The organism is Nocardioides daphniae, assembly GCF_004777465.1.
GTDB lineage: Bacteria > Actinomycetota > Actinomycetes > Propionibacteriales > Nocardioidaceae > Nocardioides > Nocardioides daphniae.
This window is the reverse complement of record NZ_CP038462.1, coordinates 2,886,130-2,901,164: the sequence shown is the minus strand read 5'-3', so window position 1 is coordinate 2,901,164 and position 15,035 is coordinate 2,886,130. Positions and strand designations below refer to the sequence as shown.

Sequence of the window (15,035 nt, the reverse complement as noted above, 5' to 3'; positions counted from 1 at the left end):
GTCACTCACCGCCTGTGGACCGCCGCGCGCCTGTGCAGCCCTCGCGGCCAGCAAAACTGGTCGATGGATGCAGACTCTGGACGGGGAATCGACATCCATCGACCAGTTGCGACCTCACTCGCGAGCCGGCCGCGCCAACCGATCCAGGAAGGCCACCAGCAGAGCCTCGCGCATCGCCGGCGACGCCACGTCGAGCAGCGCGTTGACCTCGGCCATCCGCTCGGGCAGGGCCAACCCGGCGTCGGGGTCGCCCATCAACCCGGACGCGGCCAGCAGCCCCTCGAAGTCGTCGTCGGTGAGGCGGGCGGGGTCGAGCGCGGCGATGAAGTCGACGACACCGGGGTCCACGACCACCGGGCCCGCCTTCACCGCGGCCGCCACCGAGTCGCGCAGCGCCACCAGGAGGTCGTCGACACCGGCCAGCGTCGCGGCGCTCACCGACAGGTGCACCGTCGCGGGGCGCCCGGCGAACGACATCTGCGGCTGCACGTACCAGCCGCGCGAGGTCATCTCGTCGGTCAACGTGAAGGGGTCCAGGGTCTCGTCGCAGGCGATCGCGACCAGGGTCGAGTCCGGTGGCACGACCACGCGTACGCCGGCGACCTCACCGATGCCGGCGACGATCGCCTCGACCGCGTCGAGCACCTGCTCAGTCAGTGCCAGGTAGCCCTCGTCGCCGAGCGTGGTGACCACCGCCCAGGCTCCGGCCAGCGGGCCGCCCGACTTCGTCGACTGCGTGGTCGCGTTGAGCATCGTGTAGCCCGGCCACCGGGCCGAGGCGAAGTACTGCGCCCGCCGCAGCTCCGGCGAGCGGTGCAGCAGCACCGAGGTGCCCTTGGGGGCGTAGGCGTACTTGTGGGTGTCCACCGAGATGGAGGTGACTCCGGGCACCCGGAAGTCCCACTCGGGCACGTCGCGGCCGAGGCGCTCGGCGTACGGCAGCACCCAGCCGCCGATGCAGGCGTCGACGTGGCAGCGCACCTTCTTCGACTTCGCCTGCGCCGCGATCTCGGTCACCGGGTCGATGACCCCGTGCGCGTACGACCGGCGCCGAGGCGACGACGAGCACCGTGGTCCCGTCGATCGCCCCGGCCCATCGCCCACGGGTTGGGGCGGAAGTCGTCGCCGACCGGCACCACGACCGTCCGGACCCCGAAGTAGTGCGCAGCCTTGTGGAAGGCAGCGTGGGCGGTCTCGGGGATCACCATCGACGGCGAGACCACCTCGGGGCGCGAGTCCCGCGCGGCCTGGACCGCCAGCAGGATCGACTCGGTGCCGCCCGAGGTGACCGTGCCGACCGCCTCGTCGGGCGCGTTGAGCAGGTCGGCGGCGAAGCCCACCAGCTCGTTCTCCATCTGCAGCAGGCTCGGGAAGGCGGTCGGGTCGAGGCCGTTCGACCCTGCGTACGCCGCCACGGCCTCCCGCCCGACCCGGTCGACGTCGGCCAGGCCGGAGTCGTAGACGTAGGCGAGCGTCCGGCCACCGTGCACAGGCAGGTCGTCGGCCTGCAACGCGCGCAGTCGGGCCAGGGCGTCAGGGGTGCTCATCGTGCGTCCTTCGAGGTCGGAGCTGCGGGTGCCGGCGTCGCGGCCAGGGCGGCCCGCACGTCGTCGGCGGTCAAGGTGTAGCGACGCAGCCACCAGAGGCTGGCCAGGATGAGCAGGGCTGGGACGACGCTGAAGCCGACGGTGATCGCGGTGAGCGCCGAGTCGGGCTGCACCGCGCTGCCGTCGGTGGAGGAGCGGTAGTCGCCGAGGGTGAGGATGAGGGCGTACAGGCTCGGTCCGAGGGCCAGCCCGAAGGTCTCGCCCGCGGTCCACACACGGTGTGGACCCCGACCCGGTTCTCGCCGGTGAGGTGCGCGTCGACCGCGGCGGCGTCGGGGAGCATCGCCATCGGGAAGACCTGGCAGCCGGCGTAGCCGACGCCGACCAGCCCGACGGCCGCGAAGACGAGCCCCGCCGGTGCCACCTGGGCGGTCGCGGCCAGCAACGCCCCGGACGCCAGCACCAGCGACGAGATCGTCCAGCCCGCTCGCTTGCCGATCCGCTCACCGACCCGGGCCCAGGCCGGGGTCAGCACGAGCGCCGGACCGACGAAGCAGAGGAAGAGGATCGTGGTGGCGGCCGGCGCTGCCGAGCACCTCCTCGGCCAGGTAGTCGACCCCGGCGAGCATCGCGCCCAGCGCCAGCGCCTGGATGACGAAGGTGGTCAGCAGGACCCGGAAGTTGGCCGACGAGGCGACCACCCTGAGCTGCTCGCCGATCGTGCCGCTCCCCGCGGCGACGGTGCCGACGGGTGCGCGGCGCGTGCCGACGTACGCCGCCACCACCCCGAGGAGGATCACGCCGGCCATCGCGACGCCCATCACCGCGTAGCCGGTGCGGCCGTCGAACGCGTCGCGGATCAGTGGGCCGTCCCCGGCCAGCATGATCGTGAAGGCCAGGATCGCCACCCGCCATGTCATCAGCCGGGTGCGCTCGTCGTAGGAGTCGGTGATCTCCGCAGGCATCGCGACGTACGGCACCTGGAAGAAGGCGTACGCCGTCGCCGTCGCCAGGAAGGCGACGAGCACCCAGGTCGCCTCGAGCCCCTTCGACCCCAGGTCGGGCACCGCGAAGATCACCGCGAAGCCGACCGCGAGCAGCACCCCGGCCCGCAGCAGCCACGGACGGCGTGGGCCGCGGGGGTCGACGGTGCGGTCGCTGATCCGGCCCGCGACCGGGTTGAGCAGCACGTCCCAGGCCTTCGGGGCGAAGACGATGAGGCCCGCCCAGAGCGCGGCGATCCCCAGGCTGTCGGTGAGGAAGGGGAGCAGCATCAGGCCCGGCACGGTCCCGAAGGCGCCGGTGGCGACCGAGCCGGAGCCGTAGCCCAGCCGGACGGCGCGCGGCAGTGTCGACTGCCCGACGCTCGGGACGTCAGTGGTCATGGGTCGACACTAGGGGCGCCGCAGCCCCAGCGGTGCGAGAACGACCGGCAACTCTCGACAGAGTTGGTCGGGCCGACTAGACCTGACGCATGGGACGCATCTCGACCGGTGGCAAGGTGGCGGGACTCGCAGCGGCAGCGCTGGGCGGGGTGGTCGTCCGCGACCTGACCCAGCGGCAGCACGCCCTGCTGCGCAACTTCCCGATCATCGGGCACTTCCGCTACTGGGTCGAGACGGTGGGCCCGGAGCTGCGGCAGTACATCGTCACCAGCAACGACGAGGAGCGCCCCTTCTCCCGCGACCAGCGACGCTGGATCTACGCGAGCGCGAAGGGCGAGAACAACTACTTCGGCTTCGGCACCGACAACGACGTCGAGGGGCTGGCCGGATATCCGATCATCAAGCACCGCACCTTCGCCGGCCCCGGCGCCACCACCGCTCGGCACGGCAGCGAGGGCGTCGCGGTGCCGTCGGCGAAGGTGCTCGGTGGGCCGCGTGGACGGCGCCACGCCTTCCGCCCGGCGTCGGTGGTCAACATCTCCGGGATGAGCTTCGGGGCTCTGTCGGAGCCCGCCCTGCGCTCGCTCAACCAGGGCGCGGCCCTGGTCGACTGCCTGCAGAACACCGGTGAGGGGTCGATCGCCCCGGCCCACCGGCACGGCGGCGAGCTCATCTTCCAGATCGGCACCGCCTACTTCGGCTGCCGTGACGAGCACGGACGCTTCGACCTCGACCGGCTCGTCGACCTGGTCGCCTCCGCCCCGGTGAAGGCGATCGAGATCAAGCTCTCCCAGGGGGCCAAGCCGGGGCTGGGCGGCATGCTGCCCGCGGCCAAGGTGGACCGCACGATCGCCGAGATCCGCGGCATCCCGGTGGGCGTGGACTGTGCCTCGCCGAGCCGCCACACGGCCTTCGACGACGTCGACTCCATGCTCGACCTGGTCGAGGAGATCGCCGACGCCACCGGCCTGCCCGTCGGGATCAAGTCGGCCGTGGGCAACATGGACTTCTGGGACGAGCTCGTCGAGCTCATGCAGCCGCGCACCCGCGGCGTCGACTTCGTCAACATCGACGGCGGCGAGGGCGGCACCGGCGCTGCGCCGATGGTCTTCGCCGACTCGGTCGCCTACCCGTTCCGGGTCGCCTTCTCCGAGGTCCACAAGCGGTTCGCGGCCGCCGGGCTGACCGACGACGTCACCTTCATCGGGGCTGGCAAGCTCGGCCTGCCGGAGAACGCGCTGGTCGCCTTCGCGCTCGGTGCCGACATGGTCAACGTCGGGCGCGAGGCCATGCTGTCGATCGGCTGCATCCAGGCCCAGAAGTGCCACACCGACCACTGTCCGGTCGGCGTCGCCACCCAGAACCCGCGCTACACCCGGGGCCTCGACCCGACGTCGAAGACCCAGCGGCTGGCCAGCTACGTCCTGGCCCTGCGCCGCGACCTGCTCAAGGTCTCCGAGGCGGTCGGCGTGGTGCACCCCGGCCTGCTCACGCCCGACGACATCGACATCCTGGACGGTCAGCGCTCGGCCGTGCCGCTGCGCGAGCTCTACGGCTACCAGCCGGGGTGGGGCGAGCTCGGGCCCGGTTTGCGCGACGAGCTCGTCGAGGTCATGGCGCGTCTGGGCGAGGACCAGAAGGGCCGCTGAGGTCACCGAGGAAGTTGGCGGCCCAGCGGGCCACGTCGTTCTCCTTGACCTGGGCCCGCATCGCGCGCATCCGGCGGCGACGCTCCTCCGGGCTGGCGCGGTGCGCCTCCAGCAGGGTCGCCTTCATGCCGTTGATGTCGTACGGGTTGACCATCCAGGCCTGCCGCAGCTCGTGCGCGGCACCGGCGAACTCGGAGAGGACCAGCGCCCCCTCGTCGTCGAACTTGCAGGCCACGTACTCCTTGGCGACCAGGTTCATGCCGTCGCGCAGCGGGGTCACCACCATCACGTCGGCGGCCCGGTAGAGCGCGGCCATCTCCTCGCGGGGGAAGGACGCGTGCTGGTAGTCGATCGCGGGCGGCCGAAGTGGCCGAGGTCGCCGTTGATCCGCCCGACCAGGCGGTCGGTCTCGTCGCGCAGCAGCCGGTACTGCTCGACGCGCTCGCGCGACGGGGTGGCGACCTGGACGAAGATCGACTCGTGCACGTCGAGGTGCCCCTCGGCGATGAGCTCGGAGTAGGCACGCAGTCGCGCGTAGATGCCCTTGGTGTAGTCGAGCCGGTCGACCCCCAGGAAGAGCGTCTCGGGGTTGCCGAGCTGCTCGCGGATCTCCTTGGCGCGGGCCTCGACGCCCTCCGAACGGGCGAGGGTCTCGAACTCCTCGGCGTCGATGGAGATCGGGTACGCCGCGGCGCGCACCACGCGCCCGTCCGGCATCTGCACGGTGTCCTTGTGGGTGCGGTGGCCGACACGGGAGCGCACGGACGGATGAAGTTGTGTGCGGCGCCCGGCAGCTGGAAGCCGATCAGGTCGGCGCCGAGCAGGCCCTCGAGGATCTGACGGCGCCACGGCAGCTGGGCGAAGAGCTCGGCCGGCGGGAAGGGGATGTGCAGGTAGAAGCCGATCCGCAGGTCGGGGCGGAGCTCGCGCAGCATCTGCGGCACCAGCTGGAGCTGGTAGTCCTGCACCCAGACCGTCGCACCGGGCGCCGCGACCTCGACGGCGCGCTCGGTGAAGCGGCGGTTCACTTCGACGTACGCGTCCCACCACTCGCGGTGGAACTGCGGCTTGGCGATCACGTCGTGGTAGAGCGGCCAGAGGGTGGCGTTGGAGAAGCCCTCGTAGAAATCCTCGACGTCCTCGGCGCTGAGCGCCACCGGGACCAACGTGAGCCCGTCGGACTCGAAGGGCTCGATCTCCTGGTCGATGCCGCCGGGCCAGCCGACCCAGGCGCCGTGCTGGGCACGCAGCACCGGCTCGAGCGCGGTCACCAGGCCGCCGGGGGAGCGGCCCCAGGTGGTCGTGCCGTCCGGGTTGATGACCTCGTCCACCGGGAGACGGTTGGCCACGATGACAAGGTCTGCTGTGGCGGTGGTCACGGGTACACCCTATGCAGCGCGTCCAATCGCGTGCACCTACGGCTGTGCCGGGCGGCGGCGGCGCGTCGCCCGGCGCGCCGCCAAGCGAATGACATCGTTGTGGTTCGTCACCTACAGTGGACGCAGCAGCACGGATCGACGCACCCACGGGGAGACGCACATGGACGCCGCCAACGCCCTCCAGGGCAACGGAGCCGATCAGGCCACCGGCCTGAGCGAGCGCGACCGCGACATCCTGGAGTTCGAGCGCCACTGGTGGAAGTACGCCGGCGCCAAGGAGCAGGCGGTCCGCGAGAAGTTCCACATGAGCTCGACGCGCTACTACCAGGTGCTCAACGCGCTCATCGACTCCCAGGCTGCGCTGGAGGCCGACCCGTTGCTCGTGCGTCGCCTCCGCCGCCTGCGTCAGCAGCGCCAGCGCCAGCGCTCCGCCCGCCGCCTCGGCTTCGAGATCTGAGGCGTGGTCGTGAGCCCCCTGAACTCGCGCCGTCGCAACGAGCGCGGCGTCGCCTTCCCCTCGCCGGTCGTCATGCTGAGCGTCATCGCCGTGGCGATGGCCGGCTTCGCCTTCGTCGCGACCAAGGACGCCCCCGAGCAGGAGCGCAAGGTCGAGAACGTCGCGAAGACCGCGCCCACCCCGACCCCGACGCCCACCCCGTCGGCCACCCCGACCAAGAAGCCCAAGCCCAAGCTCGACCGCAGCAAGGTCTACGTCGAGGTCTACAACAACTCGGGCATCACGGGCCTCGCCGGGCGTACGGCTTCCAAGATCACCGCCGCCGGCTGGCAGGTCGTCGGCTCCGACAACTGGGTCGGGCACATCCCCGAGCCGACCGTCTACCACCCGCCGCGGCTCAAGGCCGAGGCCAAGCAGCTGGCCCTCGACCTCGGCATCCGCCGCACCAAGGTCGCCGTCGCGCCGATGAAGCTCGACCGCCTCACCGTCATCCTGACCGGCTGAGCGCGCACCACGCCCGCGTCGGCGTGACCACGTTCACGCTCGACCGCTGGGGATCGTCTGGTTGAGTAGGGCGCATGGAGCTCAACGACCCCACGGCATCCGCGCTGTACGAGGCCGTGGTGCGCTCGGGCGGTGACCTCGTGGTCGGTCTCGACTTCGACGGCACCCTCGCCCCCATCGTCGAGGACCCCACCCAGGCGCACGTCCACCCCGACGTCCCCGACCTCCTGGTTGCGCTGGCTGACCGGGTGCGCGGCGTCGCGGTGGTCACCGGCCGCCCGGTCCGCCAGGCGCTCGCCCTCGGCGACCTCGACCAGGTCGGCACCCGGATCGCCGAGCGGCACCGCTCCTTCATCGTCCTGGGGCAGTACGGCAACGAGCGGTGGACCGCCGTCGACCGCCGCGTCGTCTCGCCCCGGCCCCCTGCCGGCCTGGCCGGCTTCCTGCGCGAGGTGCCCTCACTCGTACGCCGTGCCGACGCCGCCGACGCCTACGTCGAGCCCAAGGGCCTCGCGGTCGCGCTGCACACACGGCGCCTGCCTGACCCGGTCGGCTCCTTCGCCCGCCTGCTGCCGCTGGTCGCCGACGCCGCCACCCGGCACGGCCTCGCCGTGGAGCCGGGCCGCCTCGTCGTGGAGGTGCGCGCGCCCGGCATGCACAAGGGGCTCGCAGTGAGCCGCCTGGCCGAGGAGTGGAGTGCCAAGGGCTTCCTCTTCGCCGGTGACGACCTGGGTGACGTCGAGGCCTTTACCGAGCTGCGCGCCATGCGTGACGACGGGATCGCCACCATGGCGGTCTGCTCCCACGGCGGCGACGGACCCGAGGAGCTGGAGGAGATCGCCGACCACGTCGTCGACGGCCCTGAGGGTGTCGTCGACTTCCTCAAGGGGCTCGTCGCCGACCTCGGCCCGCAGGCCGGGTGAGGGCGGTGGCCCAGCACACCTATGAGCTCGCCCTCGCCTGGACCGGCAACCGCGGCACCGGCACCTCCGGCTACCGCGACTACGCCCGCGACGTCGTCGCGAGCGCGCGGGCCGGCGACAAGCTGGAGCTGCTGCTCTCGGCCGACAAGCCCTTCCGCGGCGACCCCGGCCGCTGGAACCCCGAGGAGCTGCTGGTCGCCGCACTGAGCGAGTGCCACCTGCTGTCGTTCCTGCACGTCGCAGTGGTGCACGGGGTGACGGTCACGGCGTACGCGGACCGACCGGTCGGCACCATGAGCCAGGAGGGCATCGGCGGGCGTTTCACCCGGGTGCTGCTGCGCCCCGAGGTCACCGTCGTCGACCCGGCGCACGTCGAGCTGGTGCCGCAGCTGCACCACGAGGCCTCACAGGCGTGCTTCATCGCCTCGTCGGTCAACTTCCCCGTGGAGCACGAGCCGGTCACCCACGTCGCCACCGGCTGAGCTGCCTCACCGCTCGCGCAGGCCCACGATCGCGGCGTTGCCGCGGGAGTCGATCTTCACCTCGGCGATCGCGCCCTTGTCGCGCATCGCCTCCTCGAGGCGGCGGGCCTCGGCGGAGTCGGCGAACCACGACTCGATGCCGCAGCTGAACGGCCACCCGGCGGGGGAGCAGGTCAGGTAGGTGCCGGAGTCGGGCCGGTCGGTCGTCCAGTCGGTGGCCTTCATCAGGCCGTCGGACTCCTCGATGACCACGAAGACGTCCTGGTCGTACGAGGGCTGGCGCCAGGAGTCCGGCGGTTGCAGGTCGGGGTAGTCGAGGTCGACGTACGCCCCGCGGAACGGGTCCATCGGGTCGACCGGTGAGACCGCGAGCTCGTAGGTCTCGCCGGTCGTCCGGGCCGACAGCTGGGGGGCCACCGCGACACCGACCAGCACGAGCTGGGCCACGGCGACGCCGGCGACGAGGAGGCTGCGCCTCTTGGTGGGCTTCATCGGTCTGCTCCGTCCTCGAGGGCGGCGGCGAGTCGCCGCCGGCCACGGTCGAAGGCCCACCCCGTGCCGAGGAAGACCAGGCCGAGGACGAGGAAGAGCCACGCCCCCTGGATCACGGCGGCGACCACCGCGAAGCTCTGGAAGGTCGTGAAGATGACCAGGGCCAGCGTGGCGATCGCGGCCAGGGCCCCCGAGTCACGCAGCGTCCCGACCACGGCGACCCCCGCGGCGACGAGCACGTAGGCGACCACGGCGACCGCGGTGTGCGCCCAGGTCGCGAGCGTCATCTCGTCGGCGGACTCGCCCGCCTGCCAGGCCGCCAGCAGCATGGCGACGCCCAGGGCGGCGACACCGCCCAGCAGCTCGAGCCGCGACATCGTCTCCCTGGCCCGCAGCGCGCCGAGGGCCAGCGCCACCCCCGCGAGGGCGATGAGGGCGAGGTTCCACCAGCGGGTGGTGAGCTCGACGTCGTCGTCCACCGGCAGGGCGGAGATGAAGAGGGCGACCAGCAGCAGGGCTGCACCGACCGCACGCCACACCCAGGCGAAGGCCGGGCGTCGGGTGTCGTCCAGGGCGGCGAGGCCGAGGGCGACGAGCGGGGTCAGCGCCACGACCAGCACCACGTCGGCGAAGCTCGGGCCGTGCACCAGGCCCTGGGAGATGCTCCAGCCGGCGAAGCCGGCCACGCCGATGACCAGCGGACCGACGGCCCGGAAGGCGTACGCCTGGATCAGCGCCGCCGCCCCCCACAGGCCGACGAGCTTGGGCTCGTACGCCGGCACCTGCAGGCTCTGCGCCGCCTGGAAGATGACGCCGCCGATCGCGAAGGCGGCCATCAGCCGCAGGGCGCCGACCAGCAGGCGACCGGCGCCGCGGGAGGCGGCCACCTCGGCGCCGACGAGCAGGCCGAGCCACAGCACGGTCACGCCGAGGAAGCGGAGCAGCGGCGGCACCGCGTCGAGGTTGGCCGCGACCAGCCAGATCAGGCCGACCCCGACGAAGACCGCGCCGAGGGCGAGCAGGAGCCGGGTCAGTGAGAAGACCCGCGACTCGTGGTAGCGGCCGAGGATGGCAGCGGCCTGCTCCTCGTTGAGCAGGCCCTCGGCCCGCCACTCGGCCACCTCGTTGCGCAGCCACTCCAGCTGCCGCCCGGAGACCGCCTCGACCGGTGGGCTCGCCGGCTCGGGCGTGGGAACAGTCGTCGTCATGGGGCAAGAGTGCCGCTGAACTCACCGATTGACCATGAGGTGCCCTACTCAGCCACGCGTGTCTAGCATCGGCGCATGAAGATCGTGCTCGCGACCTGCAGCGCCTTCCCCGCCGGCGAGCCCGGCCACGAGCGGCTCGACGCGGCGCTCACCGCCCGCGGTGCCGACGTCGAGTGGTCGGTCTGGGACGACCCCGAGGTCGACTGGGCCGCCGCCGACCTGGTCGCGGTGCGTGCCACCTGGGACTACATCGAGAGGCCCGAGGAGTTCCTGGCGTGGGCGCGACGGGTGGAGGGCGTCACCCTGCTCACCCACGGCAGCGACGTGATGGCCTGGAACATGGACAAGGCCTACCTGGTCGCACTGGCGGAGGCCGGCGTCGTGCCGGTGGTGCCCTCGCGCCTGCTGCACGGGCCCGACGACCTGGCGCGGGCGCGCGCCGACTGGGGCGACGTGGTGGTGAAGCCGCGCGTGGGTGCCGGGGGAGTGGGGTGGTCGTGGTCGAGTCCGCGCAGCCCCTCGACACCCTCGACCTCCCCGACGGGGCACTGATGGTGCAGCCGCTGGTGGCCTCGGTGCGCGACGTCGGCGAGATGTCGGTCTTCGTGCTCGGCGGTCGGGCCGCCAGCCAGGTGCACAAGGTGCCGGCGGCCGGCGAGGTGCGGGTCCACGAGCACCTCGGGGGCACCTACGTCCGTGTCGCCCCCGACGAGACGGTGGTCGGCACCGCACTGGCCGGCTTCGAGGCGGCGGGCGCCGCGGTCGGACGCGCCCTCGACTACGGACGCGTCGACCTGCTCCACCACGACGGCCGGTGGCAGGTGAGCGAGGTCGAGCTGATCGAGCCCGCGCTCTATCTCGAGCTCTGCGAGGAGAACGTCGAGCCGTACGTCGACGCCCTGCTGCGGCGCCTCCCGGCACCCGTGCGTGCGGCGGACTAGACCGCGTACGCAGCAAATTTCGGTTTCCGAGGACTGGCCCGCGGCTGGTGCCTAATCTTCAGGATGCGGTGCCCTGGACCCTGGGCGCGCCGTCAGTCTGGGAGTGGAAGCGGAGGGACGCATGGTGCTCGGACGCAAGAGGCGTGGTGAGCGTGGTGAGCGTGGTGCAGCGGCGGTGGAGTTCGCCCTGATCCTGCCCATCTTCTTGATGCTGCTCTTCGGCATCATCGACTTCGGTTACATGATCAACCGGGGCTCGATGATCAACAACGCTGCGCGCGACGCCGCTCGCGCGGCCTCACTGAAGTCCACCCAGGCCGAGGTGGTGGCGGTGGCCACCAACGCGACCCGTTCGGTCGGAGCGGTGACGGTGACCGTCTCCTGCAAGCGCCCGCCGGCCAACACGTCGTGCGGCGCCTACGACGCCAACCGGCTCAGCGGCGACACCGCGGTCGTGAAGATCGCCTACCAGCACAAGATGCTGACGCCGGTCGGGATCTTCTTCCCGGGCGGCTTCGACCTCACCCGCCAGGCAGAGATGAGAATCGAATGACGACGAGGAACGTGCTCTCCCGCTTCGCCGCCCGCGTGGCGGGCCGCCGTGACGAGAAGGGCGCCTACGCGATCCTCTTCTCGATGGTCCTGGTCCTGCTCATCGCGCTGGCCGCCATCTCCGTCGACATCGCCAGCCAGGTCTCGGCTCGCCAGCAGCTCAAGGACACGCTGGACGCCGCGGCGCACGCCGGCGCCTACGCGTTGCCCGAGCAGCAGGGCGACATCCAGACGATCGTCGGCGACATGGCGCGCGCCAACGACATCAACACCAGCGTGACCACCGACCTGTGGTGCGTCATCGCCTCCACGGGTGCGACCAAGGCCCCGCAGTACACCCAGATCCCGACCACGTGCAACCCGCACGGCACGCGGCCCTACGTGGGCACGAAGTGCGACGAGTTCGTCTGCTTCATCCCCTGCGACCCGTCCCGCACGGCCAGCACGGGTGGTGCGGTGAAGTGCAACACCGTGCGCGTCGCCGACTCCAAGGTCGTGCCCTACGCCTTCGCGCCAGCCATCGGCTACGACGAGGGCAACACCGGGGCGGTGGTCTCGATCGCCTGCAAGGGCACGTGCGGCAACGACGTGCCCAACCCGCTCGACATCTTGGTGATGGCCGACCGCACGCCCTCGATGGTCGACGGTGACCGTGAGCAGATGAAGGCCGCCATCGAGAGCTCGCTGACCGTGATGAACCCGGAGCTCCAGTACGTCGCGCTCGGCACGATCCACAAGAGCGACCCGCGGCGGATGAACAAGCTCAGCACGGAGGTCTGCACGAGCGCGGAGTCCGGCGTCCAGCAGCAGACCAGCAGCAGCTGGCCCTACAGCCCCCTGTGGAACACCGACAACACGCCCAAGCTGGAGACCACCAACTCGCCGACCTCGGGCAGCTGGATCGCGTCGCCGTTCTCCAACGGCTACCTGACCGGGCCCAGCGGTACCATCGTGGCCACCGACCCGCTGGTCAAGTCGGTGAAGTGCATGCCGGGCGCCAAGAGCGGCAACTACGGCACGCACCTGGCGTCGGCGCTCAAGGGTGGTGCCCGCTACCTGCTCGGCAACACGCCCAACAACCTTTCGTCGCTGCCGGCCCGTCCCGGCCCGGCGCCGAAGAAGGTCATCATCTTCGAGACCGACGGCTCGCCCGACGAGGTGTTGACCAACGGCTACTACCGCCTCTCCAACTCCACGGACTTCGGCGCGGGCCGCAACGCGACCTACGGTCAGCAGGGCTGCAACAACCTGGAGAAGATGGCCGACGAGGTCAAGGCCAAGGACGTCCTGATCATCACCATCGGCTTCGGCGCCGCCGTGAGCAACACCAGCACCGGCCGCTGCATCTCGGGCAACACGAGCACCTCCCGGCTGCGCGACGTGCTCGCACGGGTGGCGTCCAAGGCCCCCGACGGCAACCCGTCCACCGCCTCCGACTGCAGCGACCCGGTCAAGCGCACCCAGGAGAACGCCGACGGCGACTACTTCTTCTGCGCCGCCAGCGGCTCGGAGCTGGAGACGATCTTCCGCTCCGCCTTCGGCTCGCTCAGCAAGGGCATCAAGCTCATGAAGATGCCCGCCTGAGCGCGCTCGTCACCCACGCACGACTCGTCGACGGCGTCGCCCCACTCCGGGGCGGCGCCGTCGCCGCGTACGAGGCGTTTGCACTCGCTTGGGTCGAGTGCTAAAACTGGCATTGGCACTCTCGCCACGAGAGTGACAACGCGCACCGGTGACGCTGAGGCACCGACTGCGGCGGGAAGGGTCCGTCGTACGTCCGGGGTCGTCCGTCGCGGGCAGCCCGCCGGCGCGACAACCACGAACTCCGAAAAGGAATCGCAGGAGTCATGCCTAAGCTGATTGCTTTCAACGAGGAGGCCCGCCGCGGCCTCGAGCGCGGAATGAACACGCTCGCCGACGCGGTCAAGGTCACGCTCGGTCCCAAGGGTCGCAACGTCGTCCTCGAGAAGAAGTGGGGCGCCCCCACGATCACCAACGACGGCGTCTCCATCGCCAAGGAGATCGAGCTCGAGGACCCGTACGAGAAGATCGGTGCCGAGCTCGTCAAGGAGGTCGCCAAGAAGACCGACGACGTCGCGGGTGACGGCACCACCACCGCCACCGTCCTGGCCCAGGCCATGGTGCGCGAGGGTCTTCGCAACGTCGCCGCCGGCGCCAACCCGATGGGTCTGAAGCGCGGCATCGAGGCTGCGGTCGCCGCCGTCTCCGACGAGCTGCTCTCCATGGCCAAGGACGTCGAGACGAAGGAGCAGATCGCCTCCACCGCCTCGATCTCGGCCGCTGACACCACCGTCGGCGAGATCATCGCCGAGGCGATGGACAAGGTCGGCAAGGAGGGTGTGATCACCGTCGAGGAGTCGAACACCTTCGGCCTCGACCTCGAGCTCACCGAGGGCATGCGCTTCGACAAGGGCTACATCTCGGCCTACTTCGTCACCGACCCCGAGCGCATGGAGACCGTGCTGGAGGACCCCTACGTCCTCATCGCCAACTCCAAGATCTCCAACGTCAAGGACCTGCTGCCCCTCCTCGAGAAGGTCATGCAGTCCGGCAAGCCGCTGGTCATCATCGCCGAGGACGTCGACGGCGAGGCCCTGTCGACCCTGGTCGTCAACAAGATCCGTGGCACCTTCAAGTCCGTCGCCGTCAAGGCCCCGGGCTTCGGTGACCGCCGCAAGGCCATGCTGCAGGACATCGCGATCCTCACCGGTGGCCAGGTCATCTCCGAGGAGGTCGGCCTCAAGCTGGAGACCGCTGGTCTCGAGCTGCTGGGCCAGGCCCGCAAGGTCGTCATCACCAAGGACGAGACGACCATCGTCGAGGGCGCTGGCGACGCCGGCCAGATCGAGGGCCGCGTCAACCAGATCCGCGCCGAGATCGACAAGTCCGACTCCGACTACGACCGCGAGAAGCTCCAGGAGCGCCTCGCCAAGCTGGCCGGCGGCGTGGCCGTCATCAAGGTCGGCGCGGCCACCGAGGTCGAGCTCAAGGAGCGCAAGCACCGCATCGAGGACGCCGTCCGCAACGCGAAGGCTGCCGTCGAGGAGGGCATCGTCGCCGGTGGTGGCGTCGCGCTGGTGCAGGCTGCTGCCGTCGCCTTCGACAACCTCAAGCTCGACGGTGACGAGGCCACCGGTGCCAACATCGTCCGCGTGGCGACCGAGGCCCCGCTCAAGCAGATCGCGATCAACGCCGGTCTCGAGGGTGGCGTCGTGGCGGAGAAGGTCCGCAACCTGGAGGCCGGCCACGGCCTCAACGCGGCCACCGGTGAGTACGTCGACATGATCGCCAACGGCATCATCGACCCCGCCAAGGTGACCCGCTCGGCCCTGCAGAACGCCGCCTCCATCGCAGCGCTGTTCCTGACCACCGAGGCCGTCGTGGCCGACAAGCCGGAGAAGGCCGCCCCGATGGGCGACCCGACCGGTGGCATGGGTGGCATGGACTTCTGATCGGAGCCCAGCTTCTGATGCATCCCTGACCGGGAACCGCTCC

General features: G+C 71.0%; 15 protein-coding genes and 2 pseudogenes. 10 read left to right on the top strand and 7 right to left on the bottom strand.

The window, feature by feature from the left end; translation table 11 throughout:
• Positions 1-114: 114 nt before the first annotated feature.
• The 4 genes and pseudogenes from E2C04_RS21075 to E2C04_RS14240 form a co-directional block, all read right to left on the bottom strand.
• Positions 115-1,017, bottom strand: coding sequence for a pyridoxal-dependent decarboxylase (locus tag E2C04_RS21075; RefSeq protein ID WP_275106511.1), 903 nt, complete (start codon positions 1,015-1,017; stop codon positions 115-117).
• Entirely contained in the window at positions 1,014-1,547 is a 534-nt protein-coding gene (locus E2C04_RS21070; protein ID WP_275106510.1) for a pyridoxal-dependent decarboxylase, read from the bottom strand. Before E2C04_RS21070 ends, E2C04_RS21075 begins: the two co-directional genes overlap by 4 nt.
• The gene (locus tag E2C04_RS21065) at positions 1,544-1,822 is read right to left on the bottom strand and encodes an MFS transporter (RefSeq protein WP_275106509.1); all 279 of its coding nucleotides are present in this window, start codon (positions 1,820-1,822) and stop codon (positions 1,544-1,546) included. Before E2C04_RS21065 ends, E2C04_RS21070 begins: the two co-directional genes overlap by 4 nt.
• Before the next feature lie 68 nt (positions 1,823-1,890).
• Positions 1,891-2,932 (bottom strand): annotated as a pseudogene (locus E2C04_RS14240) (MFS transporter); the annotation flags it as partial.
• Between the two features lie 89 nt (positions 2,933-3,021).
• Between E2C04_RS14240 and E2C04_RS14235 the strand changes: the two are divergent.
• Positions 3,022-4,581 (top strand): FMN-binding glutamate synthase family protein, encoded by a 1,560-nt coding sequence (locus E2C04_RS14235; RefSeq protein ID WP_135833093.1) that lies wholly within the window; start codon positions 3,022-3,024, stop codon positions 4,579-4,581.
• Here E2C04_RS14235 and E2C04_RS14230 read toward each other — a convergent pair.
• A pseudogene (locus E2C04_RS14230) lies at positions 4,544-5,960 on the bottom strand (alpha,alpha-trehalose-phosphate synthase (UDP-forming)). The gene E2C04_RS14235 and the pseudogene E2C04_RS14230 sit on opposite strands and share 38 nt — an antisense overlap.
• A 160-nt stretch (positions 5,961-6,120) precedes the next feature.
• On the opposite strand from E2C04_RS14230, the gene E2C04_RS14225 reads away from it, so the two are divergent.
• The 4 genes from E2C04_RS14225 to E2C04_RS14210 all read left to right on the top strand — a co-directional run bounded on the left by E2C04_RS14225 (position 6,121) and on the right by E2C04_RS14210 (position 8,326).
• A complete protein-coding gene (locus tag E2C04_RS14225) occupies positions 6,121-6,417 on the top strand; it encodes a DUF3263 domain-containing protein (RefSeq protein WP_135833092.1) in 297 nt (98 codons plus the stop codon).
• 9 nt (positions 6,418-6,426) lie between these two features.
• The gene (locus E2C04_RS14220) at positions 6,427-6,921 is read left to right on the top strand and encodes a LytR C-terminal domain-containing protein (RefSeq protein ID WP_229721567.1); all 495 of its coding nucleotides are present in this window, start codon (positions 6,427-6,429) and stop codon (positions 6,919-6,921) included.
• A gap of 74 nt (positions 6,922-6,995) precedes the next feature.
• Positions 6,996-7,844 (top strand): trehalose-phosphatase, encoded by an 849-nt coding sequence (gene otsB, locus E2C04_RS14215; RefSeq protein ID WP_135833091.1) that lies wholly within the window; start codon positions 6,996-6,998, stop codon positions 7,842-7,844.
• Positions 7,845-7,849: 5 nt separating this feature from the next.
• Positions 7,850-8,326 (top strand): OsmC family protein, encoded by a 477-nt coding sequence (locus tag E2C04_RS14210; RefSeq protein WP_135833090.1) that lies wholly within the window; start codon positions 7,850-7,852, stop codon positions 8,324-8,326.
• A 6-nt stretch (positions 8,327-8,332) separates the two neighbouring features.
• Here E2C04_RS14210 and E2C04_RS14205 read toward each other — a convergent pair whose 3' ends face one another.
• Both E2C04_RS14205 and E2C04_RS14200 read right to left on the bottom strand, forming a co-directional pair.
• Positions 8,333-8,818 (bottom strand): GDYXXLXY domain-containing protein, encoded by a 486-nt coding sequence (locus E2C04_RS14205; RefSeq protein ID WP_135833089.1) that lies wholly within the window; start codon positions 8,816-8,818, stop codon positions 8,333-8,335.
• The gene (locus E2C04_RS14200; RefSeq protein ID WP_135833088.1) at positions 8,815-10,026 is read right to left on the bottom strand and encodes a DUF2157 domain-containing protein; all 1,212 of its coding nucleotides are present in this window, start codon (positions 10,024-10,026) and stop codon (positions 8,815-8,817) included. Before E2C04_RS14200 ends, E2C04_RS14205 begins: the two co-directional genes overlap by 4 nt.
• Positions 10,027-10,101: 75 nt before the next feature.
• Between E2C04_RS14200 and E2C04_RS14195 the strand changes: the two genes are divergently transcribed.
• The 5 genes from E2C04_RS14195 (at position 10,102) to groL (ending at position 14,992) form a co-directional block, all read left to right on the top strand.
• A complete protein-coding gene (locus tag E2C04_RS14195) occupies positions 10,102-10,578 on the top strand; it encodes an ATP-grasp domain-containing protein (RefSeq protein WP_135833087.1) in 477 nt (158 codons plus the stop codon).
• The gene (locus tag E2C04_RS14190; RefSeq protein WP_135833086.1) at positions 10,524-10,967 is read left to right on the top strand and encodes an ATP-grasp domain-containing protein; all 444 of its coding nucleotides are present in this window, start codon (positions 10,524-10,526) and stop codon (positions 10,965-10,967) included. Before E2C04_RS14195 ends, E2C04_RS14190 begins: the two co-directional genes overlap by 55 nt.
• A gap of 121 nt (positions 10,968-11,088) precedes the next feature.
• Entirely contained in the window at positions 11,089-11,520 is a 432-nt protein-coding gene (locus tag E2C04_RS14185) for a TadE family protein (protein WP_135833085.1), read from the top strand.
• Positions 11,517-13,103, top strand: coding sequence for a TadE/TadG family type IV pilus assembly protein (locus E2C04_RS14180; RefSeq protein WP_135833084.1), 1,587 nt, complete (start codon positions 11,517-11,519; stop codon positions 13,101-13,103). Before E2C04_RS14185 ends, E2C04_RS14180 begins: the two co-directional genes overlap by 4 nt.
• Positions 13,104-13,366: 263 nt before the next feature.
• Entirely contained in the window at positions 13,367-14,992 is a 1,626-nt protein-coding gene (gene groL, locus E2C04_RS14175; protein WP_135833083.1) for a chaperonin GroEL, read from the top strand.
• The last annotated feature ends 43 nt before the right edge of the window (positions 14,993-15,035 follow it).

What these genes read in the sequence shown, in the direction of transcription:
- E2C04_RS21070 (WP_275106510.1), bottom strand. Translation starts at nt 1,547, where the DNA reads ATGAGCACCCCTGACGCCCTGGCCCGACTGCGCGCGTTGCAGGCCGAC.
- E2C04_RS14235 (WP_135833093.1), top strand. Translation starts at nt 3,022, where the DNA reads ATGGGACGCATCTCGACCGGTGGCAAGGTGGCGGGACTCGCAGCGGCA.
- E2C04_RS14225 (WP_135833092.1), top strand. Translation starts at nt 6,121, where the DNA reads ATGGACGCCGCCAACGCCCTCCAGGGCAACGGAGCCGATCAGGCCACC.
- otsB (WP_135833091.1), top strand. Translation starts at nt 6,996, where the DNA reads ATGGAGCTCAACGACCCCACGGCATCCGCGCTGTACGAGGCCGTGGTG.
- E2C04_RS14205 (WP_135833089.1), bottom strand. Translation starts at nt 8,818, where the DNA reads ATGAAGCCCACCAAGAGGCGCAGCCTCCTCGTCGCCGGCGTCGCCGTG.
- E2C04_RS14200 (WP_135833088.1), bottom strand. Translation starts at nt 10,026, where the DNA reads ATGACGACGACTGTTCCCACGCCCGAGCCGGCGAGCCCACCGGTCGAG.
- E2C04_RS14195 (WP_135833087.1), top strand. Translation starts at nt 10,102, where the DNA reads ATGAAGATCGTGCTCGCGACCTGCAGCGCCTTCCCCGCCGGCGAGCCC.
- E2C04_RS14185 (WP_135833085.1), top strand. Translation starts at nt 11,089, where the DNA reads ATGGTGCTCGGACGCAAGAGGCGTGGTGAGCGTGGTGAGCGTGGTGCA.
- E2C04_RS14180 (WP_135833084.1), top strand. Translation starts at nt 11,517, where the DNA reads ATGACGACGAGGAACGTGCTCTCCCGCTTCGCCGCCCGCGTGGCGGGC.
- groL (WP_135833083.1), top strand. Translation starts at nt 13,367, where the DNA reads ATGCCTAAGCTGATTGCTTTCAACGAGGAGGCCCGCCGCGGCCTCGAG.